Source organism: Sphingobium sp. DN12, from assembly GCF_051058005.1.
In the GTDB taxonomy this organism is placed as follows: domain Bacteria; phylum Pseudomonadota; class Alphaproteobacteria; order Sphingomonadales; family Sphingomonadaceae; genus Sphingobium; species Sphingobium yanoikuyae.
Map to the genome: position 1 here is coordinate 1,945,354 of NZ_CP173717.1, position 23,706 is coordinate 1,969,059.

General features: G+C 65.8%; 18 protein-coding genes and 2 tRNA genes. 16 read left to right on the plus strand and 4 right to left on the minus strand.

The window, feature by feature from the left end; translation table 11 throughout:
* The first annotated feature begins 106 nt into the window (after positions 1–106).
* From ACI6S0_RS09140 to ACI6S0_RS09170, 7 genes are all read left to right on the plus strand, one after another.
* The gene (locus ACI6S0_RS09140; RefSeq protein ID WP_004212359.1) at positions 107–1,153 is read left to right on the plus strand and encodes a rod shape-determining protein; all 1,047 of its coding nucleotides are present in this window, start codon (positions 107–109) and stop codon (positions 1,151–1,153) included.
* A 17-nt stretch (positions 1,154–1,170) separates the two neighbouring features.
* The gene (gene mreC, locus ACI6S0_RS09145) at positions 1,171–2,091 is read left to right on the plus strand and encodes a rod shape-determining protein MreC (RefSeq protein WP_434405601.1); all 921 of its coding nucleotides are present in this window, start codon (positions 1,171–1,173) and stop codon (positions 2,089–2,091) included.
* Positions 2,088–2,615, plus strand: coding sequence for a rod shape-determining protein MreD (mreD, locus tag ACI6S0_RS09150; protein WP_017499256.1), 528 nt, complete (start codon positions 2,088–2,090; stop codon positions 2,613–2,615). Before mreC ends, mreD begins: the two co-directional genes overlap by 4 nt.
* Positions 2,612–4,711 carry a penicillin-binding protein 2 gene (gene mrdA / locus ACI6S0_RS09155; RefSeq protein WP_434405602.1) on the plus strand — a complete coding sequence of 700 codons (2,100 nt, stop codon included), beginning with the start codon at positions 2,612–2,614 and terminating at the stop codon, positions 4,709–4,711. Before mreD ends, mrdA begins: the two co-directional genes overlap by 4 nt.
* Positions 4,711–5,823: a rod shape-determining protein RodA gene (gene rodA / locus ACI6S0_RS09160; RefSeq protein WP_434405603.1), complete on the plus strand. Its 1,113-nt coding sequence runs from the start codon at positions 4,711–4,713 to the stop codon at positions 5,821–5,823. Before mrdA ends, rodA begins: the two co-directional genes overlap by 1 nt.
* A gap of 120 nt (positions 5,824–5,943) precedes the next feature.
* Positions 5,944–6,019: transfer RNA gene (locus ACI6S0_RS09165), tRNA-Lys, on the plus strand.
* 59 nt (positions 6,020–6,078) lie between these two features.
* A tRNA-Lys gene (locus ACI6S0_RS09170) sits at positions 6,079–6,154 on the plus strand.
* A gap of 176 nt (positions 6,155–6,330) precedes the next feature.
* Here the strand turns inward: ACI6S0_RS09170 and ACI6S0_RS09175 are convergent.
* On the minus strand, positions 6,331–9,336 hold the full coding sequence (locus tag ACI6S0_RS09175; RefSeq protein WP_434405604.1) for a TonB-dependent receptor domain-containing protein: 3,006 nt from the start codon (positions 9,334–9,336) through the stop codon (positions 6,331–6,333).
* A 364-nt stretch (positions 9,337–9,700) separates the two neighbouring features.
* Here ACI6S0_RS09175 and ACI6S0_RS09180 point away from each other — a divergent pair, with 364 nt between their 5' ends.
* Both ACI6S0_RS09180 and ACI6S0_RS09185 read left to right on the plus strand, forming a co-directional pair.
* Positions 9,701–11,083, plus strand: a complete 1,383-nt coding sequence (locus ACI6S0_RS09180) for an MFS transporter (RefSeq protein ID WP_434405605.1) — start codon at positions 9,701–9,703, stop codon at positions 11,081–11,083.
* A 26-nt stretch (positions 11,084–11,109) separates the two neighbouring features.
* Positions 11,110–12,585, plus strand: a complete 1,476-nt coding sequence (locus ACI6S0_RS09185) for an aldehyde dehydrogenase family protein (RefSeq protein WP_434405606.1) — start codon at positions 11,110–11,112, stop codon at positions 12,583–12,585.
* Positions 12,586–12,607: 22 nt separating this feature from the next.
* Here ACI6S0_RS09185 and ACI6S0_RS09190 read toward each other — a convergent pair whose 3' ends face one another.
* The 3 genes from ACI6S0_RS09190 to ACI6S0_RS09200 are packed head-to-tail and all read right to left on the minus strand — an operon-like array spanning position 12,608 to position 15,440.
* Entirely contained in the window at positions 12,608–14,014 is a 1,407-nt protein-coding gene (locus ACI6S0_RS09190; RefSeq protein WP_434405607.1) for a M20/M25/M40 family metallo-hydrolase, read from the minus strand.
* Positions 14,011–14,202: a ferredoxin gene (locus tag ACI6S0_RS09195; protein WP_004212347.1), complete on the minus strand. Its 192-nt coding sequence runs from the start codon at positions 14,200–14,202 to the stop codon at positions 14,011–14,013. The genes ACI6S0_RS09190 and ACI6S0_RS09195 overlap by 4 nt, the downstream gene beginning before the upstream one ends.
* The gene (locus tag ACI6S0_RS09200; RefSeq protein WP_434405608.1) at positions 14,199–15,440 is read right to left on the minus strand and encodes a cytochrome P450; all 1,242 of its coding nucleotides are present in this window, start codon (positions 15,438–15,440) and stop codon (positions 14,199–14,201) included. Before ACI6S0_RS09200 ends, ACI6S0_RS09195 begins: the two co-directional genes overlap by 4 nt.
* Before the next feature lie 370 nt (positions 15,441–15,810).
* On the opposite strand from ACI6S0_RS09200, the gene ACI6S0_RS09205 reads away from it, so the two are divergent.
* Genes ACI6S0_RS09205 through ACI6S0_RS09235 form a run of 7 tightly spaced genes read left to right on the plus strand, consistent with a single transcriptional unit; the run spans position 15,811 to position 23,654 of the window.
* Positions 15,811–16,992 carry an acyl-CoA dehydrogenase family protein gene (locus ACI6S0_RS09205; protein ID WP_434405609.1) on the plus strand — a complete coding sequence of 394 codons (1,182 nt, stop codon included), beginning with the start codon at positions 15,811–15,813 and terminating at the stop codon, positions 16,990–16,992.
* Between the two features lie 46 nt (positions 16,993–17,038).
* The gene (locus tag ACI6S0_RS09210) at positions 17,039–18,190 is read left to right on the plus strand and encodes an acyl-CoA dehydrogenase family protein (RefSeq protein ID WP_434405610.1); all 1,152 of its coding nucleotides are present in this window, start codon (positions 17,039–17,041) and stop codon (positions 18,188–18,190) included.
* Between the two features lie 7 nt (positions 18,191–18,197).
* Complete coding sequence (locus tag ACI6S0_RS09215) at positions 18,198–19,217, plus strand: NADP-dependent oxidoreductase (RefSeq protein WP_434405916.1); 1,020 nt, start codon at positions 18,198–18,200, stop codon at positions 19,215–19,217.
* Positions 19,218–19,228: 11 nt separating this feature from the next.
* Positions 19,229–20,437 carry a CoA transferase gene (locus ACI6S0_RS09220; RefSeq protein ID WP_434405611.1) on the plus strand — a complete coding sequence of 403 codons (1,209 nt, stop codon included), beginning with the start codon at positions 19,229–19,231 and terminating at the stop codon, positions 20,435–20,437.
* Positions 20,434–21,258: an FAS1-like dehydratase domain-containing protein gene (locus ACI6S0_RS09225; protein ID WP_434405612.1), complete on the plus strand. Its 825-nt coding sequence runs from the start codon at positions 20,434–20,436 to the stop codon at positions 21,256–21,258. Before ACI6S0_RS09220 ends, ACI6S0_RS09225 begins: the two co-directional genes overlap by 4 nt.
* Positions 21,259–21,271: 13 nt before the next feature.
* Complete coding sequence (locus ACI6S0_RS09230) at positions 21,272–22,426, plus strand: acyl-CoA dehydrogenase family protein (RefSeq protein ID WP_159366426.1); 1,155 nt, start codon at positions 21,272–21,274, stop codon at positions 22,424–22,426.
* Between the two features lie 28 nt (positions 22,427–22,454).
* Positions 22,455–23,654: an acetyl-CoA C-acetyltransferase gene (locus tag ACI6S0_RS09235; RefSeq protein ID WP_434405613.1), complete on the plus strand. Its 1,200-nt coding sequence runs from the start codon at positions 22,455–22,457 to the stop codon at positions 23,652–23,654.
* Positions 23,655–23,706: the final 52 nt, after the last annotated feature.

Sequence of the window (23,706 nt, forward strand, 5' to 3'; positions counted from 1 at the left end):
TTCCGCGAGCCGCGACCCCAAAAATATTCCAGCATAGATTTGGGCGGAACGGAGCGCGGGCACGAACACTGCCGTCCCGGCGCAACCGGGCGAAACAGGATGAAGCATGTCGATCTTCTCGCGCCTCTTCAAATTTTCCTCCCAGGACATGGCCATCGACCTGGGTACCGCCAACACCGTGGTCTATGTCCGTGGCCGCGGCATCGTCCTCAATGAACCTTCCGTGGTCGCGGTCGAGACGCTGAACGGCGTCAAGCGCGTCAAGGCGGTCGGCGACGATGCCAAGCTGATGATGGGCAAGACCCCGGATTCGATCGAGGCGATCCGCCCGCTGCGCGACGGCGTCATCGCCGACATCGACGTAGCCGAGCAGATGATCAAGCACTTCATCAACAAGGTGCATGGCGGCAAACACAGCCCCTGGCGCGCGCCCGAGATCGTGATCTGCGTGCCGTCGGGTTCGACCAGCGTCGAGCGCCGCGCCATCCGCGACGCCGCCAGCAATGCCGGCGCCAGCCAGGTGTTCCTGATCGAGGAACCGATGGCCGCCGCGATCGGTGCCGACATGCCGGTGACCGAACCGATCGGCTCGATGGTCGTCGACATTGGCGGTGGCACCACCGAAGTCGCCGTGCTGTCGCTGCGCGGCCTCGCCTACACCACCTCGGTCCGCGTCGGCGGCGACAAGATGGACGAGGCGATCGTCAGCTTCGTGCGTCGCCACCATAATCTGCTGATCGGCGAAGCCACCGCAGAACGCATCAAGAAGCAGTTCGGCGTCGCCCAGCCGCCCGAAGACGGCGTCGGCGAGACGATCCACATCAAGGGTCGCGACCTCGTCAACGGCGTGCCCAAGGAAATCAGCATCAACCAGGGCCAGATCGCCGACGCACTGGCCGAGCCGATCAGCACGATCGTCGAAGGCGTCCGCATCGCCCTGGAAAACACCGCGCCCGAACTGGCGGCCGACATTGTCGATCAGGGCATCGTCCTGACCGGCGGCGGCGCACTGCTCAAGGGCCTGGACGATGAACTGCGCGACGAGACCGGCCTGCCGGTCACCATCGCGGAAGATCCGCTGACCTGCGTCGCGATCGGCACCGGCCGCGCGATGGAGGATCCGATCTTCCGGGGCGTGTTGCAGACTGCCTGATCCGGGGGACATAGACGATGGCGCGGCCACCCAGCCGACGCCCCGGTCATAACCGGAAGGCGCAATATAGCCTCTTCGCCAGCTATGTGGTGGCAATGGCCGGGGCAGCGATCGCGCTGCTGCTGATCGTTGTCGCCATCTTCGATCCGACCGGCTTTGCCGCGATCCGGACAGGGTCGGCGGAAATCACCCGCCCCCTGTCCACCGGCATGAAGCGGACGGTGAGCGGCGTCAGCTCGATCGACGAGGTTCTGGCCGCCTATTGGCGCGCCGGTTCCCAGAATGTCGGCCTGCGCCGTCAGGTCGAGGCCGATCGCAACCGGATCATCGAGGCAAAGGGCATCGCGCAGGAAAATGCGCGGCTCAAGAAGCTGTTGAAGCTGGTCGATGTCGACAGCAGCGCGCTGCTGTCGGCGCGCCTCATCAGTTCGTCCGCCAGCAGCGCGCGTCGCTTCGCCCGGCTCAACGCCGGCAGCTGGCAGGGCGTGCGTCCAGGCATGCCGGTGCGCGCGGCCGAGGGGCTGATCGGCCGCGTCCACACGACCACGCCCAACACCGCCGAAGTGCTGCTGCTGACCGACACGAGCAATATCGTGCCGGTGCGCCGCGCCAACGACAATGTCCCCGCCATCTCCACCGGCGGCGGCGACGGATCGCTGGAGATCCGCGCGCTGGCGGCCGGTCGCAATCCGTTCAAGCCGGGTGACCTGCTGGTGACGTCGGGCATTGGCGGCATCTTCCAGCCCAATATCCCGGTCGCCGTGGTCGTCCGCGTCCAGGGCGAGATCGCCTATGGCGTGCCGCTCGCCAACCCGACCAAGGTCGATGCCGTGGTGGTGGAACGCGCCTTCGAACAGATCGTGACCCGCCCCGATCCGGGCGTGGCCGCGACCAGCGACCCCAATGGCCTGGCCGCCGGGAACGCCGCGACGCCATGATCGATCGCAATCTGCCGCCGGTTCCCCGCCTGGGCCGCCATCCGTCGCGCTGGCGCCTGGCGGGAACGCCGGTGGTGACCGTGATGCTGGGGTCGATGCTGACGATCCTGCCGGTCATCGCCCAATCGCCGGCGATGCCGCCCTTCGGCCTGCTGGTCCTGCTGGCCTGGCGGCTGCTGCGCCCGGAATTGTGGCGCGCCTGGGTCGGCCTGCCGCTCGGCCTGTTCGACGACATGATGAGCGGCCAGCCGATCGGCTCCGCCATGTTCCTGTGGACCGTGATGCTGATCGGCATCGACGCGATCGAGCATCGGCTCGTCTGGCGCAGCTATCGTCAGGACTGGTTAATCGCGACCATGGCGATTATCTTCTGCCTCGCCGGCGGCGTCTTCTTTGCGCGAATTACCGGCGGAGGTCCTGTGAAACTGTTGCTGGTCGCGCCCCAAATGCTCTGGACGATATTGCTCTTTCCCTTCGTCGTCCGGCAATGCGCCCGGATCGACCGCTGGCGCGTGATGGCATGAAATTCCCGACGCCCAAGCGCAAGATCGTCACCGAAGCCACCCAGAGTTTCACCTTCAGCCGCCGGGCCATGGTGGTCGGCGGGCTGCAGGGCGCGATCGGCGCATTGCTGGTCGGCCGCATGGGCTGGATCAGCATTGCCGAGAACGAGAAATATCAGCTGCTGTCGGAAAGCAATCGCGTCAACCTGACGCTGATCCCGCCCCGGCGCGGCTGGATCGTCGATCGCAACGGCCGGCCGCTGGCCAATAACCGCACCGATTTCCGCGTCGACCTGATCCCGCAGCGGATCGTCGATGCCGAGGCGACGGTGGGCCATCTGGCGCAACTCCTCTCGCTCCAGCCCGACGATGTCGACCGGATCAAGGAGGAACTGGACAAGTCGGCCGGCTTCCGTCCGGTTCAGGTCGCCGACAAGCTGACCTATGACCAGTTCGCCGCCGTCTCCGTCCGCCTGACCGACCTGCCGGGCGTCGCGCCGAGCCAGGGCTTTTCGCGCCATTATCCCGCCGGTGCCACGGTCGGCCATCTGCTCGGCTATGTCGGCGCGGCGACGGCGGAAGACTATAAGAAGCGCAAGGACCCGCTGCTCATCACTCCGGGCTTCAAGGTCGGCAAGGACGGGCTGGAGCGCGCCTATGACGAGCATCTGACCGGCAAGCCCGGCGCCAAGCGGGTGGAAGTCACCGCGCGCGGCAAGATCGTGCGGGAACTGACCACCCGCCCCGACACGCCCGGCAATCCGATCAAGCTGACGATCGACGCGGGCCTGCAGGAATATGCCGGCCGGCGCCTCGCCACCCAGAGCGGCGCGGTGGTCGTGATCGACTGCCATAATGGCGACGTGCTGGCCTGCGCATCGATGCCCAGCTTCGACCCCAACAGCTTTTCCGACGGCATCAGCCATCTGGAATGGGAAATGCTGTCGAAGGACGACCATGTTCCGCTGCGCAACAAGGTGCTGCAAGGCCTGTATCCGCCCGGATCGACGGTCAAGCCGATGGTGGCGCTGGCGCTACTGGAGGCGGGCGTATCGCCGGCCGAGACGGTCAGTTGCGGCGGCGCGATCCGCGTCGGCAACACATTGTTCCACTGCCACAAGAAGCGCGGCCATGGCCCGCTCAACATGCGCGGCGCGATCGCCCAGAGCTGCGACATCTATTTCTACCAGATGGCCCAGCGGATCGGCATGGACCGCATCGCCAGCATGGCCCGCCGCGTCGGCATGGGCCAGCGCTTCGACCTGCCCTTCCCCAGCCAGAGCTATGGCACGGTCCCAGACCCAGCGTGGAAGCTCAAGAAATACAACCAGAAATGGCAGGTGTACGACACCGTCAACGCGACCATCGGCCAGGGCTATATGCTGATCAATCCGCTGCAGATGGCGGTGATGGCAGCGCGGCTGGCGACCGGACGGCAGTTGATGCCCAATTTCCTGCATGGCGCGGCCCGGCCCGAGCCGGCGCTGGTCGGCGTGCCCGAGGAGCATCTGGTGACGATCCGCGACGCGATGAGCGCGGTGGTCAATGGCGGCGGCACCGGCGGCGCGGCGCGGATGAGCATCCCCAATGTGCTGATCGCCGGCAAGACTGGCACGGCACAGGTCCGTCGCATCACCATGGCGGAGCGCGCCGGCGGCGTGCGCGGCAATGCCGGCCTGCCCTTCAAGCTGCGCGACCACGCCCTGTTCCAGGGCTTCGCGCCGTTCGACAATCCCCGTTATGCCATAGCCTGCATCATCGAACATGGCGGCCACACCATCCGCAACGAGGATGCGCCGATGATCGCCAGCGACACCATGTCCTATCTGTTCGATCCGCAGAAGGCGATGGAGAAGCTGGTGACGCTGGAAAAGGGCTGGGGCGGCACCCCGGCCGAACGCCAGGCCCGGCAGATGGCCGCCTTCCGCCTGGCCAAGGCGATCGAGAAGGGCCAGGCGCCGCCGCCGGCCGCCGCCGCCAATAGCAGCGAGGCCGCCAATGCGACCGCGCCGACCGCCAGCACGCCAGCCGCCGCCCCGCCACCACCGGCCCCGTCATCGGCTGAGCCCGATGATGGCGACGACCTGCCCGCGCCCCCAGGCCCCGGAAACCCGTAATGAGCATCATACCCCAGTCCGTCACCGAATTTCCCTGGCGCGTGCTGGGCCTGCTTGCCGCCATCGCCCTGTTCGGGACGCTGGTGCTCTACAGCGCCGCGGGTGGCAGCATCACCCCCTGGGCAATCAACCAGGGGGTGCGCTTCGTCATCTTCGCCGTCATGGCGCTGGTGCTGAGCCGGATCCCGCTGGAACTGTTCGCCCGCTTTGCCTTCCCCGCCTATGGCGCGGTGCTGGTTTCGCTGGTGCTGGTGGAACTGATCGGCGGCGTCGCCGGCGGCAGCCAGCGCTGGATCAACCTGGGCTTCATGCAATTGCAACCGTCGGAATTCATGAAGCCGACCATCGTGCTCGCGGTCGCCCGCTTCTATGCGATGCTGCCAGTGGGGGAAATTCGCCGCTGGAACGCCATCTGGCCCGCGCTGGTGCTGATCGGCGTTCCCTGGGCGCTGGTGCTGGTACAGCCGGATCTGGGCACTGCCACGATGATCCTGGCGGGCGGCATCACCGTCATGTTCCTGGCCGGCCTGCCGCTGCGCCTGTTCATCGGCTCCGGCCTCACCGTCGCCGCGATCATCCCGATCGCCTTCAGCTTCCTGCATGACTATCAGAAGAAGCGCGTCCTGATCTTCATGGACCCGGAAAGCGATCCGCTGGGCGCGGGCTATCATATCAGCCAGTCGAAGATCGCGATCGGCTCCGGCGGCATCTGGGGCAAGGGCTTCCTCCAAGGCACGCAGAGCCATCTCCAATATCTGCCCGAGGGCCATACCGACTTCGTCTTCGCCACCATGGCGGAGGAATGGGGCATGGCCGGTGGCGTGTTCCTGATCGGCGCCTTCATGCTGCTGTTCCGCTGGGGCATCCGCGTGTCGCTGCGCACGCCCGACAAGTTCGCGCGCCTGGTCGCGGCAGGCCTCACCACCACCATCTTCTTCTACATGGCGATCAACCTGATGATGGTCATGGGCCTTGCCCCCGTGGTTGGCATCCCCCTGCCCTTCATGTCCTATGGCGGTTCGTCGATGCTGACGGTCATGCTGTGCGTGGGCATCATCATGTCGATCGACCGCTCGACCAGGCGCACCACGCGCATCGGCAACTGGGCCTGAGCGGTCGATCGAGAAAAAATTGTGCGATAACGCAATTTACTGTTTGCAGAATCAAATGTGCCTGCTAACAGCCCGCCCACACCGAAGCGATCAGCCACCAAGACTGACCGGCAACGGGATGGACGCATAGCTCAGTTGGTAGAGCAGCTGACTCTTAATCAGCGGGTCCTTGGTTCGAGCCCAAGTGCGTCCACCAAATCCTGCATCGGCCTGATGCAGGTTCGATCCCCCAGCGGATCGTTTATAGGCCAGTGTGGACGCATAGCTCAGTTGGTAGAGCAGCTGACTCTTAATCAGCGGGTCCTTGGTTCGAGCCCAAGTGCGTCCACCACCCCCTTCCATCACCAGATGTGACAGCCAACCGCAGATCCCACATCGGGCGTTTTTAGCGGCTGTTAGCGCCAGTCCCTCTAGGACGGCGCGCCCACCCCTCGACACGAAAAAAGCCGCTGAAAACCGGATGATCCGGCCTCCAGCGGCTTGCCCCGAATGGCTCTTTGCCGATTATCAGAATTTGAAGCGGACGCCCGCCGTGAAGGCCCGGCCGATAAAGTCGTAGACCGCGATATTGGTGGGCAGGTTCACCCCCGGCACGGTGCCCGGAATGATCGGCGGCTGCTTGTCGAACAGGTTGTTGACGTTGGCGAACAGCTCGAAATTGCCATTCCCCTGGGGCACGGTGAAGCGCATGGCCAGGTCGGTATACCAGACCGCCTTCACCTTATCGTCGACGAACTGGATCGGCACCGGCCCGCCGGGAATATCCAGCCGCATCTTGTGAATATATTGTTCGGACAGGGTGATGCCGAACGGCCCGTTGCTGTAGTCGATCGAGAAATTGCCGCGCCAGCGCGGGAAGCCGGCCGGGTTGCTGCCGACCACGCTGACGCCCGCATAATGGGCGATCGGCGCGCCCGCATATTGCTGGGCATCGAACTTGTCGAGATAGTTCATGTAGAGGCGCAGGCTGAGCGCCCCGTCGCCCATCGCCGTGCGATAGCTGGCGTCGAAATCGATGCCGGCGGTCTTCAGGAAGGCGATGTTGGCCGGCACGATATGCACCAGCGAGGGCAGGCTGGTCGGCGTCGCCCGATCGATCAGGCCGCATTCGGCCACGCCCGATCCGCCCGCATTATAGCAGTTGGTGATGATCTGCTGTGACGAGAGCGTATCGATCAGGCCAGTGACCTTGATCTTGTAATAGTCGACCGACAGCGAGAAGCCGGGAAAGAAGGACGGCGTCAGCACGCCACCGATCGTCAGCGTCTTGGCCTTTTCCGGCTTCAGATTGGCGTTGCCGCTGGTGACCGTGTTCACATTCTGGTTGAGGCCACTGCCATAGCTGCCGTCGGCCGTCTGCAGATCGTTGACGATGCCGATGCCGCTCTGCGCCCCCGAATAGAGTTCGAACAGGTTGGGCGCACGGATGTCGCGCGACAGGGTGGCACGCAGCAACAGGTCGTCGACCGGCTTCCAGGTTGCGCCGACCTTCCAGGTTTCGACCGTGCCCGACGTCGAATAGTCGGTGATGCGGCCCGCGCCGTTGATGCTCAGTTCCCGGAAGAAGGGCTTGTCCTTCAGGATCGGCACCGCCAGTTCGGCATAGGCTTCCTTGACGTTCAGGCTGCCATGCGCCGTGCCGACATTGGTCAGCCAGTAGAAGTTGGTGGTGGCCGGCACCCCGCGCAGGCCGGCGAAATAGGCGCTGCGCTCGGCCGCCGTGTCGAGCAGCGAGGGATCGGCATTGCTGGTGAGGTTCAGCGTCTGCTTGCGATATTCCGCGCCGACCGCGAAGTCGACCGGTCCAGCCGGCAGGTCGAACAGACTGCCGCTGAGGTTCACCGCAAAGCTGTCCTGACGGATGCTGGCCCGGTAACGCGACGTGCCGGTGGCATAGGCATAGCCTTCGGGCGTCGACTTGGACGGATCGCCATGCAGCACGTCGATCGGCTTGCAGCCCGCATATTGGCTGGCATAGGTCGGATCGAGCAGCACGCGGCAGGTGATCTGGCCGGTGCTGGGGTCCACCACCGCGTCGGCGGCGGCATAGAGCTTCTTGCTGTCATAGAGGCCTGAATTGGCCAGGATATGCTTGGAGTCGCCATGCGAGTAGGTGGCGCTCCAGTCGAGCCCGCCCAGCTTGCCGGTGAAGCCGGCATTGACCATCCAGTAGTCGGTGCGTTCCTTGGCGATGGCGGTCGGCTGGCCAGCATCATATTGGCCGACCGTGTAGCTGTCGGTCGCCGACGTCAGCGCCGAATTCAGCGCGGACGACAGATAGGGATTGCCCTTGTAGATGGTGACGCCCTGCGACGAAGGCACCAGCGCATTCACCTGGGTCGAATATTCCAGGTCCGAGCGTGACCAGCTACCCTGGACGAAGGCGTTGATATCGTCGGTCAGGTCATAGCTCAGGCGCCCGAACGCCTGATAGGTGGTCAGCGGAATGACCGCCGCGCCGGTGGTCGGGATCTGGTAACCGTCGCCCCCCGACTGGAAGCCGGTCGTGCCGACCGCCGTGCCGGTGTTGAATGGCCGGGTCGTGCCGTCATTGTTGATGACCTGTCCGACATAGGGGTTGCCCGCCACGCTGGAGGCGGTGATGCGGCCATTGGGCGCCAGCGCCGAAATCAGGATGTTCGACCCGATCGTATAAGGATTGCGCGCGCCGCCGGGCGCACAGACCGACGCCGGCTCGCTCGCCAGCTTGGCGCAGCCCACGACGCTGCCGACATAGCTATAGCCCTTGGTCGCATAGTCGCGATCGCTGCGCAGCATGCCTTCATTGTTGGAATATTCGCCGCTCAGCAGGATATGCCCGCGTCCGCCGGCAAAATCCTGGCCGACCGCCAGGCCGAGGCGCTGGTTGGCATTGTCACCCTCGTCGGAAATGCCCGCCTGGGCGACGCCCTTGATGCCGGTGAATTTCTTGTCGAGCACGAAGTTGACGACACCCGCGACCGCGTCAGACCCCCATTGGGCCGAGGCGCCGCCGGTCACCACGTCGACCCGCTGCATCAGCAGCTGCGGCAGCACATTGGTGTCGATCGTGCCGATATATTCGGTCGGCGACACGCGCATGCCGTCGAACAGGATCAGCGTGCGCAGCGGCCCCTTGGGATTGGCGCTGGGCGTGCCCAGGCCGCGCAGGTTGAGCACATTGCCGTGGATCGGCGCGTTCGAGAAGTTCGACGCCGACTTGGAGGGGCTGAGCGAATTGGAGAATTGCGGCAGCTTGTTGAGCGCGTCCGGGATGCTCGACGGCGTCGTGCGCGACAGTTCTTCGGTCGTCGCGACCGTCACCGGCGTCGGCGCGGTATAGCCGTCGCGAACGATGCGCGATCCGGTAACGACGATGTCGGATGTGCTGACCGGCGCGGCACTACCCTGTTCGACGGCCTGCTCCGGTGCCGGTGCGGGCGGCGCCGCATCCTGCGCCAGCGCGCTGCCCGTCATCGCGACGATGCTGGCGCCGATCGCCAGCGACGACGCAAAAATCTTGTGCTTGGACATTGGTCTTTCCTCTCCCTGGACGCAATGTGTCGGCTCGTTGGCCCACACCTGTCATTATTATCCCGGTGTGCATTTTTATTTCTATCGCTCCAGCGGTGGATGTCAACTAATTTTGCACCAGTGGTAAATGTTTGATCGAAAAGAATTTGCCCCCTTGCCGCAACGGAAATCCGGCCTTCTTATTAGGGACAGGGGATAAAGCCGTGAAAAGCGGCGCGTCATATATTGACCTATGGTGCAAAAATGTGCGTTATGCCGGCAACAGATCGTGCCGCTCCGCGGACCAGGCACGGCGATCAGCATGGAGAAGGTCGGTGTCGAGCCTGCGCAACAGAGAATCGGTGATAATCAGGGCGTTCCGCCGATGAACGAACCTGCCTTGTCCCTGTCAGCTTCGCCGTCATCATCCGCGCCGATCGACAGCCCCGCGCCGCCGCCCCCTGCCCCGGCCACCGCCGACTATCCCAGCCCCTTCATGGGCTGGCTGACGGTCGCAATCCTGTTCCTGCTCTATATCCTGTCGCTGACCGACCGGAACATCATGGCGCTGATGGTCGGCCCGATCAAACAGGATCTGGGTCTCTCCGACCTCCAGATCAGCCTGCTCCAGGGGCCGGCCTTCGCCGTCCTCTTCTGCCTCTGCGCCATCCCGCTCGGCATGGCGCTCGACCGCTTCAGCCGCCGCATCGTCCTCTATCTGTCGGTCACCGTCTGGAGCATCGCCGCCGCGTCCTGCGGCCTCGCCGGCAGCTTCATCGGCCTTGCCATGGCGCGGGCCGGGGTGGGCGCGGGGGAGTCGGGCTTTGGCACCGGCAGCTATTCGGTCGTCGGCGACAGCTTCCCGCCGCACCGCGTTTCGCTCGCCATGTCGGTCTTCATCATGGGCGGCGTCATGGGCGCGGGCATCGTCTTCCTGCTGGGCGGCCCGATCGTCGGCGCGGCGATGAAGGCGGGTCCGGCCAGCTGGCCGATCTTCGGCACACTCCAGCCCTGGCAGCAGGTGTTCATCATGACCGGCGCGCCCGGCATCCTGCTCGCCTTCCTCGTCTTCCTGTTCCGCGAGCCGCCCCGGCGCAAGGCCGTGAGCGCGGGTGCGGGCTATGGCGAGGCATGGGCCTATATCCGCCGACACAAGCCGCTCTACACCGCCGCCTTTGTCGGCTTCGGCCTCGCCTATGCCGCCACCATCGGTTTCCAGCTCTGGACCCCGGTCTATCTTGCCCGTGTCCATGGTTGGCAGCCGGCGCAGATCGGCCCGGTGATCGGCATCGCCCAGATCGCCGCCGCCGCACTGATCCCGCTCCATGGCTGGACCGTCGACCGCCTCTATCGCCGGGGTCGCAAGGACGCGCATCTCTTCTGGTGCCTGATGACCGTGCTGGCCGCCGCCCCGTTCGGCATCGCCGCCTTCCTGGTCGCCAGCCCCTGGGCGACGGTCGCCTGTTACTGGTGCTTCATGGCCCTGATCCTGTCGACCGCCAGCATGGGGCCGGCCACCGTCCAGGTCGTCACCCCCGCCTATCTGCGCGGCCGCGTCTCGGCGCTCTATGTGCTGGCATCCGGCCTCATCGCCATGGCCGGCGGCCCAGCCTTCATCGGCCTCGTCACCGACAAATTGTGGGGCGACGAGATGAAGGTGGGCTTGTCGCTCATTACCAGCGTCTTCTGCGTGCTGCTGCCCGCCGCCCTTCTCTTCGCCCTCGGCCGCGCCTCGATGCGCCGCGCCCATGAAGGGGAGCCGGTCTGACCGGCCTCTTCCGAAAGGACATAAAGATGATCGAAACCCGCCGCCCCGCCTTCATCGACGGCAAGCCCAAGCAGTTGCTGATCGACGGCCAGCATGTCGATGCGCTGTCGGGCAAGCGCTTCCAGAGCTTCAGCGCGTCGACCGGCGAACTGGTCGCCGAACTGGCGCTGGCCGGCGCCGAGGATGTCGACCGCGCCGTGCGCGCCGCGCGCGCCGCCTTTGAAGGGCCATGGAGCCGCTTCAAGCCGGCCGAGCGCCAGGCGGTGCTGCTGCGCCTCGCCGATCTGGTTGATGCCGAGTTCCAGGATCTCGCCCTGCTCGATGTGATCGAGATGGGCCGGCCGATCACCGCCGCCATGGGGCTGCGCGGCATGTTACAGCGATCGCTGCGCCATTTCGCCGGCGCCGCCACCGCCATCCATGGCGAGACTTTGTCCAACAGCTTCCCGGTCGACCTTCTCTCCTACACGTTGAAGGAGCCGGTCGGCGTCGTCGGCGCGATCATCCCCTGGAACGGGCCGCTGTTCAGCGCCGCGTGGAAGATCGGCCCGGTGCTCGCCACCGGCTGCACCATCGTGCTGAAGCCGGCGGAGGATGCCTCGCTCAGCCCGCTGCGCTTCGCCGAACTCTGCCTGGAGGCCGGCGTGCCGCCCGGCGTCGTCAATGTCGTCACCGGCGCGGGCGAGACCGGCGCCGCCCTCTCCGCCCATCCCGACGTCGACAAGATCGCCTTCACCGGCTCGTGCGAGACCGGCCAGCGGATCATCGCCGCCTCGGCCGGGTCGGTGAAGAAGGTGACGATGGAACTGGGCGGCAAGTCGCCCAACATCATCTTTGCGGACGCTGATCTCGACGCCGCCACCCCGGCCGCCGCCATGGGCGTGTTCAACAATTCGGGCCAGGTCTGCGCCGCCGGCACCCGGCTGTTCGTCGAACGGCCAGTCTATGAGGAGATGGTGCAGCGCATCGCCGCCTTCGCCGCCAATCTCAAGATCGGCCCCAGCCTCGACCCCGAAACCGTGATCGGCCCGCTGGTGTCGGCCAAGCAGTTCGCCCGCGTCTCCTCCTATCTCGACCTTGGCCCGCAGGAGGGCGCCCGGCTCGTCACCGGCGGCCATCGCGTCACCGGCGGCGCGCTCGACAAGGGTCATTGGGTCGCCCCCACCATCTTTGCCGATGTGACCGACGAGATGCGGATCGCCCGCGAGGAAATTTTCGGGCCGGTCTCCTGCATCCTGCCCTTCGACAGCCTGGACGAGGTGATCGGTCGCGCCAATGCGACCCGTTTCGGCCTGGCCGGTGGGGTCTGGACCCGCGACATCGGCAAGGCCATGACGGCGGTCAGGCGCATCCGCGCCGGCTCCATCTGGGTGAACCATTATTTCGCCATGGACCCGTCGGTCCCGTTCGGCGGCTACAAGATGAGCGGATATGGCCGGGAGGGCGGCGCCGAACATATCGACGCCTATCTCCAGACCAAGGGCGTGTGGATCCGTACCTGAGCGCCGCCAACCGAGGGGCCGGTCAGCGCCCCTCGGCATAGGCGCGGATCAGCGCATAGAGATAGTCGCGCCCGTCATAGACGCTCTTCACCCGGATGCGCTCGTCCACGCCATGGGCGCCATTGCCGTCGGGATCGAGGACGATGCCCGGCACGCCATAGGTCGGGATGCCCGCCGCGCTCAGATAGCGGCCATCGGTGCCGGCGGTCAGCAGGTTGGGCACCACCGGAATACCGGGGAAATGCCGCTGCGCCAATTTTTCGGCCGGCCCCATGATCCAGGGATCGAGCGGCGGCGGCACGGCCGGCGCGCCCTTGTCGCCCTTGCGCGTCAGGGCAATGCCGGACAGCAGCACCGACCGCAACTTTGCCTCGACATCCTCCACCTTGTCGCCGGGAAACAGGCGGCACTGGATCGTCGCCCGCGCCCGCTGCGGCAGGGCATTTTCGGCATGGCCCGCCTCCACCTGCGTCGCGACACAGGTGGTGCGCAGCATCGCATTATAGGTGACGTCGCCCGTCACCGTCGCGACCGTCGCGGCATCGTCCTGCCCCTGCCCAAGCCGCTCCATCGCCTGCCCCATCGCGCCGCCGACGATCGGCCCCATGCGGGTGAAATAGCCGCGATTGGTCGGGTTGAGCTGGATCGGGAATGACAGCCGCCGCACCGCCGCCAGCGCATCGGCCAGGTCATAGATCGCATTGTCGGAACGCGGCCGGCTGCTATGACCGCCGCTGTTGCGCGCCTCGATCGTGAAGCTCTGCGCATATTTCTCGCCCACCGCCAGATAGAGGGCGATCGGCCGGCCATCCTTGTCGCTAATGCCATAGCCGCCTTCGTTCAGCGCAAAGCCGGCCTGCACCGCATCGCGCCGGTTGCGCAGCAGCCAGTCGACGCCGTTCACCGCGTCACCGCTTTCCTCGCCACATGTCAGCGCCACCTTGATCGTGCGCCGGGGACGAAAGCCCGCCGCCTGCATCCGGATCAGGCTGTCGATCCAGATCGCAGACAGCGCCTTGTCGTCGATCACCCCGCGCCCGATGAAATAGCCCTTCTCTTCGGTCAGCCGGAACGGATCGCGCGGCCAATCCTCGCGCCGGGCCGCCACCACATCGATATGATCGACCAGCAGCATCGGCGCGGCGCGCGGATCGCTCCCCTCGATCCGGGCAATCAGGCCGCCATCCTTGTCATGCCCCTCCGGCACGAAGACCTCGGCGCGGTCCGGCCCGAACCCTGCCTTGCGCAGCCGATCGAGCATCCGGCCCGCCGCCACGGTGCAACTGCCGGTCGGGGCGCTGGTGTCGGTCTCCACCAGTTCGCGATAGATATCGCGAAAGGCGATCTGGTCCGGGCGCAATTCCGCCGCCGTCGCCGGGCCGGATGCCAGCGCGACAAGGCCCCCAAGGGCCAGCAGGGAGCCTCTCATTTCTGGATGTCGAGCGCGCGTTCGGGGCAGGATTTGGCACCCATCCAGGCCAGTCTTTCCTGCTCTTCCGGCACATCGATGTCGCCGGGCATGATATAGCCCTCGTCATCCAGTTCGAAGATATCAGGCGCCATCGCCCAGCAGCGGGCATGGCCCTGGCATTTCTCGCGATGCACGATGATCTTCATGCCGCATCCTCCTGCGACCAGTCGAGGATGAGTTTTTCGATCCCGAACACATGGCCGCCATAGGTGACCGGCGCGGTGCCGGATTTGATGCGGAAGGTCGGGATGCGTTTCAGCCATTCCTCCAGCCCCACGACGATCTCGCGCCGCGCCAGATGCGATCCCAGGCAGCGATGCGGGCCATAGGCAAAGGCGGTGTGGCGATTATCCTCGCGGGCGAGGTCGATGCGCGCGGGATCGGCAAATTCCAGCGGATCGCGATTGGCGATCATCGTCGCGCAGGACACATAGTCGCCCTTGCGGATCGGCGCCCCCTCGAAATCCACGTCCTTCGTGGCCACCCGGATCATCTGCACCGTCGGATAGGCGCGCAGCAATTCCTCCGCCGCCAGCACGATCCGCTTGTGGTCGTCGCGCAGCCATTGCTGGTCCGCCTGATGCCGCGCCAGATAGTTGAGGTCAAACCCGATTGCGGCGGCCACCGTGTCCAGCCCGGCGATGAACAGCAGCACGCCCGTGCCCCTGATCTCCATGTCGGTCAGCGGCCGGTCGTCGATCCGCGACTGCACCAGGAAGGACATGAAATCATCCACCGGCTGCCGACGCCGGTCGGCCGACAATTCGTCGATGAAGGCGACGATGGTGCGCGCCGCCGCCGGTCGCTTCACATTGTCGCCATGCAGCAGGTCATTGGCCCAGCCGACAAATTCGTCGAGCCGATCGTCCGACAAGCCCAGGAAGCGCAGGAAAATATTGACCGCAAACGGGAAGGCAAAATCGGTCATCACGTCGCAGCTGGTGCCCGACGCCGCGATCCGGTCGATCAGCACACTCGCCCTTTCGCGCACCGCCGTCTCCAGCGCCATTACCCGCTTGGGCGACAGCAGCGGATTGAGCAACGAGCGGAACTTGCCATGTTCGGGCGGGTCCAGCTCCAGCGGGATCATCGGCCAGCTCTCGCCCAGCGCCGAGGCAAAGATGCTGCGATGGCTGGAGAAGGTTTCGGGATCCTGCAACACCCGCCGCTGGTCCTGCGCGCGGGTGATGACCCAGGTGCCCTTGCCGTCGCGGGTGTTGACCGGCGAATAGAAGATGCGCGGCCCATCATGCACCACCGCGCTCGCCGCCTGCGGATCGCCATTGGGGGTCGGCTCCAGCCCCGGCGAACTGAACAGGCTGAAATTGCCGACCATGTCGGGCGGCACATGCGCCGGGATCGGACGGGCGGCCATGGTTTCCATACTACGCTCTCCTGCAGCGGTAGCCAGTTCTCGCGCCAAGACGGACCGGCCTTATCAATTTTGCATTATGGTATAGTTTATGGGCACGCCGCCGGCTGTCAATCGGACAATCGTCGTTACGATATTTTCCCGCGCACAGCGCAAGGGCGCCGCCGCATTTCCACGCTTTTCCGCCACATTGCGCAAAATTCGCGATTTCCGTTGCGGATGAAAATTATCCTTGAGTGCAAAATATATCTAGCCACCTGTGCAATATTGACCTAAGGAATCGGTCATGGATCGCAAGCGGCCATCCGAAAGCCGCGAGCAGCCCGACGGGTAACACCCGGACGGCGCGCTCGCCTTTCGAGCAGAACAGGGATGTGAGTGGATGGCGGAAATGGAGCCCATCGATAGAGAAGAATTCCGGCAGGAGGCGCGCGCCTGGCTGAAGGCGAATTTTCCGCCCTCGCTGACCAATGTGCCCGGCCTCCTCTTCCAGGGCGACGCCCATGCCGCCGCCGCCAATGCCGACTATCAGCTCTGGCGCCAGCGGATGACCGACAAGGGCTGGGGCGTGCCGACCTGGGCGCCGCGCTATGGCGGCGCCGGCCTCACCGAGGCGCATGGCAAGATCATCGGCGAGGAACTGGCCGCGATCGGCGGTTTCAACCCGATCCGCAGCTATGGCACGATGATGCTTGGCCCCACCCTGCTGGAATATGGCGACGAAGCGCAGAAGCTGGAACATCTGCCCTTCATCGCCAGCCATGAACGGCGCTGGTGCCAGGGCTTTTCCGAACCCGGCGCGGGATCGGACCTCGCCGCGCTCCAGACCAAATGCATCGACATGGGTGACCACTGGCTGGTCAGCGGGCAGAAGATCTGGACATCGGGCGCCGATCAGGCCGACTGGTGCTTCGTACTCGTCCGCACCGATACCGAGCGCAAGCAGGCCGGCATCAGCTTCCTGCTGGTCGACATGAAATCGGAGGGGATCGAGGCCCGGCCGATCGTGCTCATCAGCGGCTCGACCCATTTCTGCGAGGTCTTCTTCAACGATGTGAAGGTGCCCAAGGGCAATCTGGTGGGCGAGGTCAACCAGGGCTGGACCATCGCCAAGCGGCTGCTGCAATTCGAACGCAACAGCCTGTCGGAGGTGAAGGCCGACATCACCCCCCTCGCCCCGCTCGCTCATGACTATCTGGGCACGGATGCGCTTGGGCGGATCGACAGCCCGGACCTGCGCGCCCGGATGGTGCGCAATGCGATGCGGCATGAAGCCTATATGGCGACCGTCCGCCGGCTCGCCGCCGAAGGGAAGAATGGCGGCCCCAGCCATGGCGTATCGGCGCTCAAGAACCTCTGGTCCGGCATCATCCAGGAACGGGCCGAGCTGCTGGTCGAGATCATGGGCGCCGATGGGCTGGGCTGGGCTGGCGATCCCTATAGCGCGGCCGAGAAGGAGGCGACGCGCGCCTGGCTGCACAGCAAGGCCTTCTCCATCTACGGCGGCAGCTACGAGGTGCAGAACAATATCACCGCCAAGCGCACGCTGGGCCTGCCGGGCTGAGCATGGGCGAGGACGAGAGAAAAGACAGAATGCGGGAGGACGCGCCGTGGCGGTGCTGAACGAAGAACAGACGATGCTGAAGGACATGGCGTCGCAATGGGTGCGCGACCGCCTGCCCGTGACCGCGCTGCGCGGCCTCTACGATCATGGCGGCGGCGGTCTCAGCGGATCGGACGGCTATGATGCCGACGCCTGGGCCGAAATGGCGCAGATGGGCTGGTGCGGCATCATCGTGCCGGAAGCCCATGGTGGCGCCGACTTTGGCTATCTAAGTCTTGGCCTGGTGATCGAGGAACTGGGGCGCACCCTGGCCGCCTCACCGCTCATCAGCTCCGCGCTGGTCGCTGCGTCTGCGCTGCGCCTCGCCGGCACGCAGGATCAGCAGGCCCGCTGGCTGCCGGGCATCGCCGACGGATCGCTGATCGGCACGCTGGCGCTTGACGAAGGGCCGCATCATGCGCCCGAGCGCACCGCGCTGGCCGCCACAGCCTCGGGCGATGGCTGGACTTTGTTGGGCACGAAACGCCCGGTGCAGGACGGCATGATCGCTAATCTCGCCATCGTCGCCGCACGCACCAGCGGCGTGGCCGGCGATCGGGACGGCCTGACCCTGTTCCTGGTGCCGACCGACAGCGCCGGGCTGGAGCGGCAGCCGCTCGACCAGATCGACGCCCGTCGCCCGGCCCTCTACCGCTTCGATAGTGTCAACATCGCTGTCAACGATGTGCTCGGTGCAGTCGGCAAGGCCGCCGACCTGATCGACGCGATCCGCGACCGGGCCGCGATCGGCATGGCCGCCGAAATGCTGGGCAGCGCGACCCAGGCCTTCGACATCACGCTCGACTATCTCAAGACCCGCGTCCAGTTCGGCGCGATCATCGGCTCCTTCCAGGCGCTGCAACATCGCGCGGCCGAACTGTTCGGCGAATTGCAGCTGACGCGATCGGCAGTGGAAACCGCGCTGGCGGCGATCGATGCCGATGATCCGGCGCTTCCCGCCCTCGCCTCGCTTGCCAAGGCGACCGCCGGCGAGACGCTGCACCGCATTTCCTCGCAGATGGTCCAACTGCATGGCGGCATCGGCATGACCCATGAACATGATGCCGGCCTTTATCTCAAGCGCGCCCGCGTCGCCGAGCAATGCCATGGCAGCACCGCCTGGCATCGCGAACGCTGGGCGCGGCTCAATGGCTATTGAAGGGCCGATAACCATGCCATCGCGCGAAATACAGCTGAAACGCCGTCCGGTCGGCGCCCCGGTGGCAGAGGATTTCGCCACCGTCCAACAGGCTCTGCCACCACCCGGCCCCGGCGAGGTCCAGGTCCGCAATCTCTGGATGGCGGTCGACCCGGCGATGCGCGGGCGGATGAGCGACGCCAAAAGCTATGTCCCGCCCTTCGCGCTCGATGCGGCGATGGAGGGACCGGCCATCGGCGAAGTCGTCACCTCCAACGATCCGGCCTTCGCGCCCGGCGACCTGGTCTTTTCCCGGCTTGGCTGGCGTGAGGCGTTCAACGCCCCCGGCAGCGCGCTCCAGCATCGCGATCGCCAGGCCTTGCCACCCCAGGCCTATCTCTGCTTCGCCGGCATGACCGGCCTCACCGCCTATGCCGGCCTCATCCGCATTGCCGGATTGCAGCCGGGCGATACCGTCTTCGTGTCGGCTGCGTCCGGCGCCGTCGGATCGATCGCCTGTCAGATCGCCTGCAACATGGGATGCAGGGTGATCGGATCGGCCGGTGGCCCGGACAAGACCGCTTTCCTGCGCGATGTGCTCAAGGTCGACGCCGCGATCGATTACAAGGCGGAGCCGAACCTCACCAAGGCCCTCGCCCGCGAAGTCAAGGCAATCGGCGCCAGCGGCATCGACGTCTATTTCGACAATGTCGGCGGCGATCATCTGCAGGCCGCCCTGTCGCTCGCCAATGATTTCGCGCGCTTCGCCATCTGCGGCATGATCTCGCAATATAATGTCACCGACGCGCCGACCGTGCCGCGCAACCTGACCATGCTGATGACCAAGCGCATCCGCATGCAGGGCTATATCGCACTCGACCATATGGATCTGGAGGCGGAGATGCTGGAGCGCATGACCGCCTGGAACCAGGCCGGCCAGATGGCCTCGGCCGAAACCGTCTATGACGGGATCGATAAGGCGCTCGACGCCTTCCGGGGCCTGTTCTCGGGCGCCAATATCGGCCGCACCATGGTCAGGCTGGGCTAGGGGGGAATTCCATGTACGACATGCTCAAGGGCCTGCGCGTGGTCGAAGGCGCCGCCTTCATCGCCGGCCCGTCCTGCGGCCTGCACCTGGCACAGATGGGGGCGGAGGTGATCCGTTTCGACGCCATCGGTGGCGGCCCGGACTATCGCCGCTGGCCGATCGCACCGTCCGGCGCCAGCCTCTATTGGGAAGGCCTCAACAAGGGCAAGAAATCGATCGCGATCGATCTGGGCCGGCCCGAAGGGCGCGAACTGGCGGTCGCCATCGCCACCGCGCCGGGCGACAATGCCGGCCTGTTCCTCACCAATTATCCGGTCAAGGGTTTCCTCAGCCATGAGGCGCTGGCCGCGCGCCGCGCCGACATCATCAGCGTCCGCGTGATGGGTTGGGCCGATGGATCACCGGCGGTCGATTACACGATCAACGCCGCCGCCGGCGTGCCGATGATGACCGGCCCGGCCGACGATGACCGCCCGGTCAACCATGTCCTGCCCGCCTGGGATCTGCTCGGCGGCGCCTATGCCGCCTTCGCCATGACGTCCGCCCTGCTGCGCCGGCGCGCGACCGGCCAGGGCGCGGAAATCCGCGTGCCCCTGTCGGACCTCGCGGCCTCCACCCTGTCGCATCTCGGCTCCGTGGCGGAAGTCCTGTCGGCCGGCGACCGGCCGCGCATGGGCAATGACCTGTTCGGCGCCTTCGGCCGGGATTTCCTGACCGCCGACGGCAAAAGACTGATCGTCGTCGCCATCACCCCGCGCCAATGGACCGGCCTGCTCAAGACGCTGGACCTTGGCAAAGCGATCGCCGCGATCGAAAGCGAAACCGGCGCAAATTTCGCCAGGGATGAAGGCGCCCGCTTCACCCACCGCGCCCGGCTCTTCCCGCTGTTCGAAGCTGCCTTCGCCGCCCGCAGCAGCGATGCCCTGAAACCCGCCTTCGACGCGGGCGGCGTCACCTGGGGCGAATATCAGTCGCTGCACCAGGCCGTGACGCAGGACGAACGGCTGTTCACCGCCAATCCCCTGTTCGAAACGATCGCCCATCCCAGCGGCCTCACTTACCCGACGTCCGGTCCGGCCGGCACGTTGGCCGGCGAGGCGCGCGGCGCCGTCGGCACGGCCCCGCGCCTTGGCGAACATAGCGACCAGATATTGAGCGAGCTGCTGGGGCTCGACAGCGGCGCGATCGGCCGCCTCCATGACGAAGGACTGGTCGCATGACCCTTTCTCCATCCGATATCGCCCATTGGCAGACATGGGTCGGGAGGACCGAGAGCCGGACCGAGATGCTCGACCGGGAAGCGCTGCGCCGCTTTGCCGCCGCGATCGGCGAACTGCTCGATGTCGAGACAGTGCAGCCCTCGCTGGCCCATTGGGCCTTCTTCCTGCCGGTGGCCGCCGCCGACCAGATCGGCCCGGACGGCCATCCCAAACGCGGCGGTTTCCTGCCGCCGATCAGCCTGCCCCGCCGCATGTTCGCCGCCGCCGAGATGCAGTTTCATGCGCCCCTGATGCTCGACTGGGAAGCGACCCGCACCTCGACCGTGCTGGACATCGCCCACAAGAGCGGCCGCAGTGGCGAGCTTGTCCTTGTGAAGGTCGGCCACAGCATCGTCCAGGCCGATCGCGAACGGGTGAGCGAGGTGCAGACCATCGTCTATCGCGACACCGGCGCACCCACGCCCGCGATCGTCCCCGCCGCCTTTGATAGCGCCCCCGATGACGTGAACTGGGCGCCGAACAGCGTCGACCTGTTCCGTTTTTCGGCCGTCACCTTCAACAGCCATCGCATCCATTATGACCTGCCCTATGCGACCGGCGAGGAAGGCTATCCCGGCCTGGTGATCCACGGCCCCTTCACCGCCGCCAGATTGTTCGGCCATGCCCGGCGCGGCGGCCGCAGCCCGACCCGCTTCGCCTTCCGCGCGGTCGCGCCGGTCTTCGCCGGTCAGCCCGTATTGCTGCGCGAGGATGAAGCCGGCCGCTGCCGCGCGATCCGCTGCGACGGCAGCGACGCGATGGTCGCCGACATCGGATATTGAGAGGAGATTTTTCATGGACGCCGAGACGTTCGACCTGTTCCGCACCACCGTCCGCCGCTTCGTCAGTGAAAAGCTGATCCCGGCCGAGGACGCCGTCGAGGAAGCGGATGCCGTTCCCGAAACCATCATCCAGCAGATGCGCGACATGGGCCTGTTCGGCCTGTCCGTGCCGGAGGAATTTGGCGGCATCGGCTGCACCATGGCGGAGGAAGCGGCGATCATCCGCGAGATCACCCGCGCGTCCGTCGTCTTCCGCTCCGTCATCGGCACCACCGTCGGCATCGGCAGCCAGGGCATCGTCATGGACGGGACCGAGGAACAGAAGCGCGAATGGCTGCCCAAATTCGCCACCGGTGAGGCGATCGCCAGCTTCGGCCTGACCGAGCCGGAGGCCGGGTCCGACGCCGGTTCGCTGCGCACCGTCGCCATCCGCGACGGCGATACCTACCGCATCACCGGCACGAAGCGCTATATCACCAATGCCCCGCGCGCCAGCGTCTTCACCCTGATGGCCCGGACCGAACCGGACGTGAAGGGCGCGGCCGGCATCTCCGCCTTCATCCTGCCCGCTGGCACCCCCGGCATCAGCTTCGGCAAGCCCGACAAGAAAATGGGGCAGAAGGGATCGATCACCACCGATGTGATCCTGGATGACGTCGTCGTGCCGGCCGCCAACATCATCGGCGGCGTACCCGGTCGCGGCTTCAAGACCGCGATGAAGGTGCTGGATCGCGGCCGCATCCATATCGCCGCCGTCGCGCTCGGCATGTGCCAGCGGCTGATCGACATGGCGCTGCAATATGCGATGGAGCGCAAACAGTTCGGCCAGCGCATCGCCGATTTCCAGCTGGTCCAGGCAATGCTCGCCGACATGAAGGTCGACATGCTGACGACCGAAGCACTGATGCAGTCGGTCGCCGCCAAGTTCGACGCCGGCGAGCCGGTCAGCCTGGAATGCGCCGCGCTCAAATATTACGCCTCCGAAGCCGTCGGCCGGATCGCAGACCGCGCCGTCCAGATCTATGGCGGCGCCGGCTATATGGCCGAATATAAGGTCGAGCGCTTCTATCGCGATGTCCGGCTGCTGCGCATCTATGAAGGCACCAGCCAGATTCAGCAGACCATCATCGCCAAGCAGATGATCCGCCAGGCCGAAGCGGCCGCCTGATCCTCCCCATTCCCGCAAAGGACATCGCATGCGCAGAGCCGCCATCGTCGCCCCCATGCGCACCGCCGTCGGCAAATATGGCGGTTCTCTGAAATCCTTCAGCGCCGGCGATCTGGGCGCGGTCATCATCAAGGCGTTGATGGAGCGCACAAGGATCGATCCCGAGCGGATCGACGATGTCGTCTTCTCCCAGGGCTATGGCAATGGCGAGGCACCCTGCATCGGTCGCTGGTCGGCGCTGGCGGCGGGTTTGCCCGAAAGCATTCCCGGCGTGCAGCTCGACCGGCGCTGCGGTTCGGGGCTTCAGGCGGTGATCGACGCGGCCATGCGCATCCAGACCGGCGCCGCCGACATCGTCGTCGCCGGCGGGGTCGAGAGCATGTCCAATGTCGAATATTATTCGATGGACCATCGCTGGGGCGCCCGCTCCGGATCCACCCAATTCCATGACCGCCTGACTCGCGGCCGCGTCATGTCGCAGCCGATTGCCCGCTATGGCATCATCAGCGGCATGATCGAAACGGCGAACAATCTCGCCAAGGATTATGACATCAGCCGCGATGCCTGCGACGAATATGCCGCGATGAGCCATCAGCGCGCAGCCGCGGCCTGGGCCGCCGGCAAGTTCGACGACGAACTGGTCCCGGTCGCCGTGCCGCAGCGCAAGGGCGATCCGCTGATCTTCGCCATGGACGAGGGCATTCGCGCCGACGCCACGCCGGAATCGCTCGCCCTGCTGAAGCCGATCGAGAAGGACGGCGTGGTCACCGCCGGCAATGCCAGCCAGCAGAATGATGCCGCCGCCGCCTGCCTGGTGGTCGCGGAGGACAAGCTGGAAGAACTGGGCCTTGAACCCATGGCCTGGCTGCACAGCTGGGCGGCGGCGGGCTGCGATCCCTCGCGCATGGGCATCGGTCCGGTGCCGGCGGTCGAAAAGCTGTTCGCCCGCAATGGCCTTGGCTGGAACGACATCGACCTGGTCGAACTCAACGAAGCCTTTGCGCCGCAGGTTCTGGCCTGCCTCAAGGGCTGGAACTGGGACGATCGCGACAAGCTCAACGTCAATGGATCGGGCATTTCGCTCGGTCATCCGATCGGCGCGACCGGCGGACGCATCCTCGCCAATCTGCTGCGCGAACTGCAGCGGCGCGACGGCCGCTATGGCCTGGAAACCATGTGCATTGGCGGCGGTCAGGGCCTGGCCGCCATCTTCGAACGGGCGGTCTGACCACCGCCTTTCGGAAGCCCCCTGGGCCGGCGTCGAGGCATGCGACGCCGGC

What these genes read in the sequence shown, in the direction of transcription:
- ACI6S0_RS09235 (WP_434405613.1), top strand. Translation starts at nt 22,455, where the DNA reads ATGCGCAGAGCCGCCATCGTCGCCCCCATGCGCACCGCCGTCGGCAAA.
- ACI6S0_RS09205 (WP_434405609.1), top strand. Translation starts at nt 15,811, where the DNA reads ATGGCGGAAATGGAGCCCATCGATAGAGAAGAATTCCGGCAGGAGGCG.
- mreC (WP_434405601.1), top strand. Translation starts at nt 1,171, where the DNA reads ATGGCGCGGCCACCCAGCCGACGCCCCGGTCATAACCGGAAGGCGCAA.
- ACI6S0_RS09190 (WP_434405607.1), bottom strand. Translation starts at nt 14,014, where the DNA reads ATGAGAGGCTCCCTGCTGGCCCTTGGGGGCCTTGTCGCGCTGGCATCC.
- ACI6S0_RS09220 (WP_434405611.1), top strand. Translation starts at nt 19,229, where the DNA reads ATGTACGACATGCTCAAGGGCCTGCGCGTGGTCGAAGGCGCCGCCTTC.
- rodA (WP_434405603.1), top strand. Translation starts at nt 4,711, where the DNA reads ATGAGCATCATACCCCAGTCCGTCACCGAATTTCCCTGGCGCGTGCTG.
- ACI6S0_RS09225 (WP_434405612.1), top strand. Translation starts at nt 20,434, where the DNA reads ATGACCCTTTCTCCATCCGATATCGCCCATTGGCAGACATGGGTCGGG.
- ACI6S0_RS09230 (WP_159366426.1), top strand. Translation starts at nt 21,272, where the DNA reads ATGGACGCCGAGACGTTCGACCTGTTCCGCACCACCGTCCGCCGCTTC.
- ACI6S0_RS09180 (WP_434405605.1), top strand. Translation starts at nt 9,701, where the DNA reads ATGAACGAACCTGCCTTGTCCCTGTCAGCTTCGCCGTCATCATCCGCG.
- ACI6S0_RS09195 (WP_004212347.1), bottom strand. Translation starts at nt 14,202, where the DNA reads ATGAAGATCATCGTGCATCGCGAGAAATGCCAGGGCCATGCCCGCTGC.
- ACI6S0_RS09185 (WP_434405606.1), top strand. Translation starts at nt 11,110, where the DNA reads ATGATCGAAACCCGCCGCCCCGCCTTCATCGACGGCAAGCCCAAGCAG.
- ACI6S0_RS09175 (WP_434405604.1), bottom strand. Translation starts at nt 9,336, where the DNA reads ATGTCCAAGCACAAGATTTTTGCGTCGTCGCTGGCGATCGGCGCCAGC.
- ACI6S0_RS09140 (WP_004212359.1), top strand. Translation starts at nt 107, where the DNA reads ATGTCGATCTTCTCGCGCCTCTTCAAATTTTCCTCCCAGGACATGGCC.
- mrdA (WP_434405602.1), top strand. Translation starts at nt 2,612, where the DNA reads ATGAAATTCCCGACGCCCAAGCGCAAGATCGTCACCGAAGCCACCCAG.
- mreD (WP_017499256.1), top strand. Translation starts at nt 2,088, where the DNA reads ATGATCGATCGCAATCTGCCGCCGGTTCCCCGCCTGGGCCGCCATCCG.
- ACI6S0_RS09200 (WP_434405608.1), bottom strand. Translation starts at nt 15,440, where the DNA reads ATGGAAACCATGGCCGCCCGTCCGATCCCGGCGCATGTGCCGCCCGAC.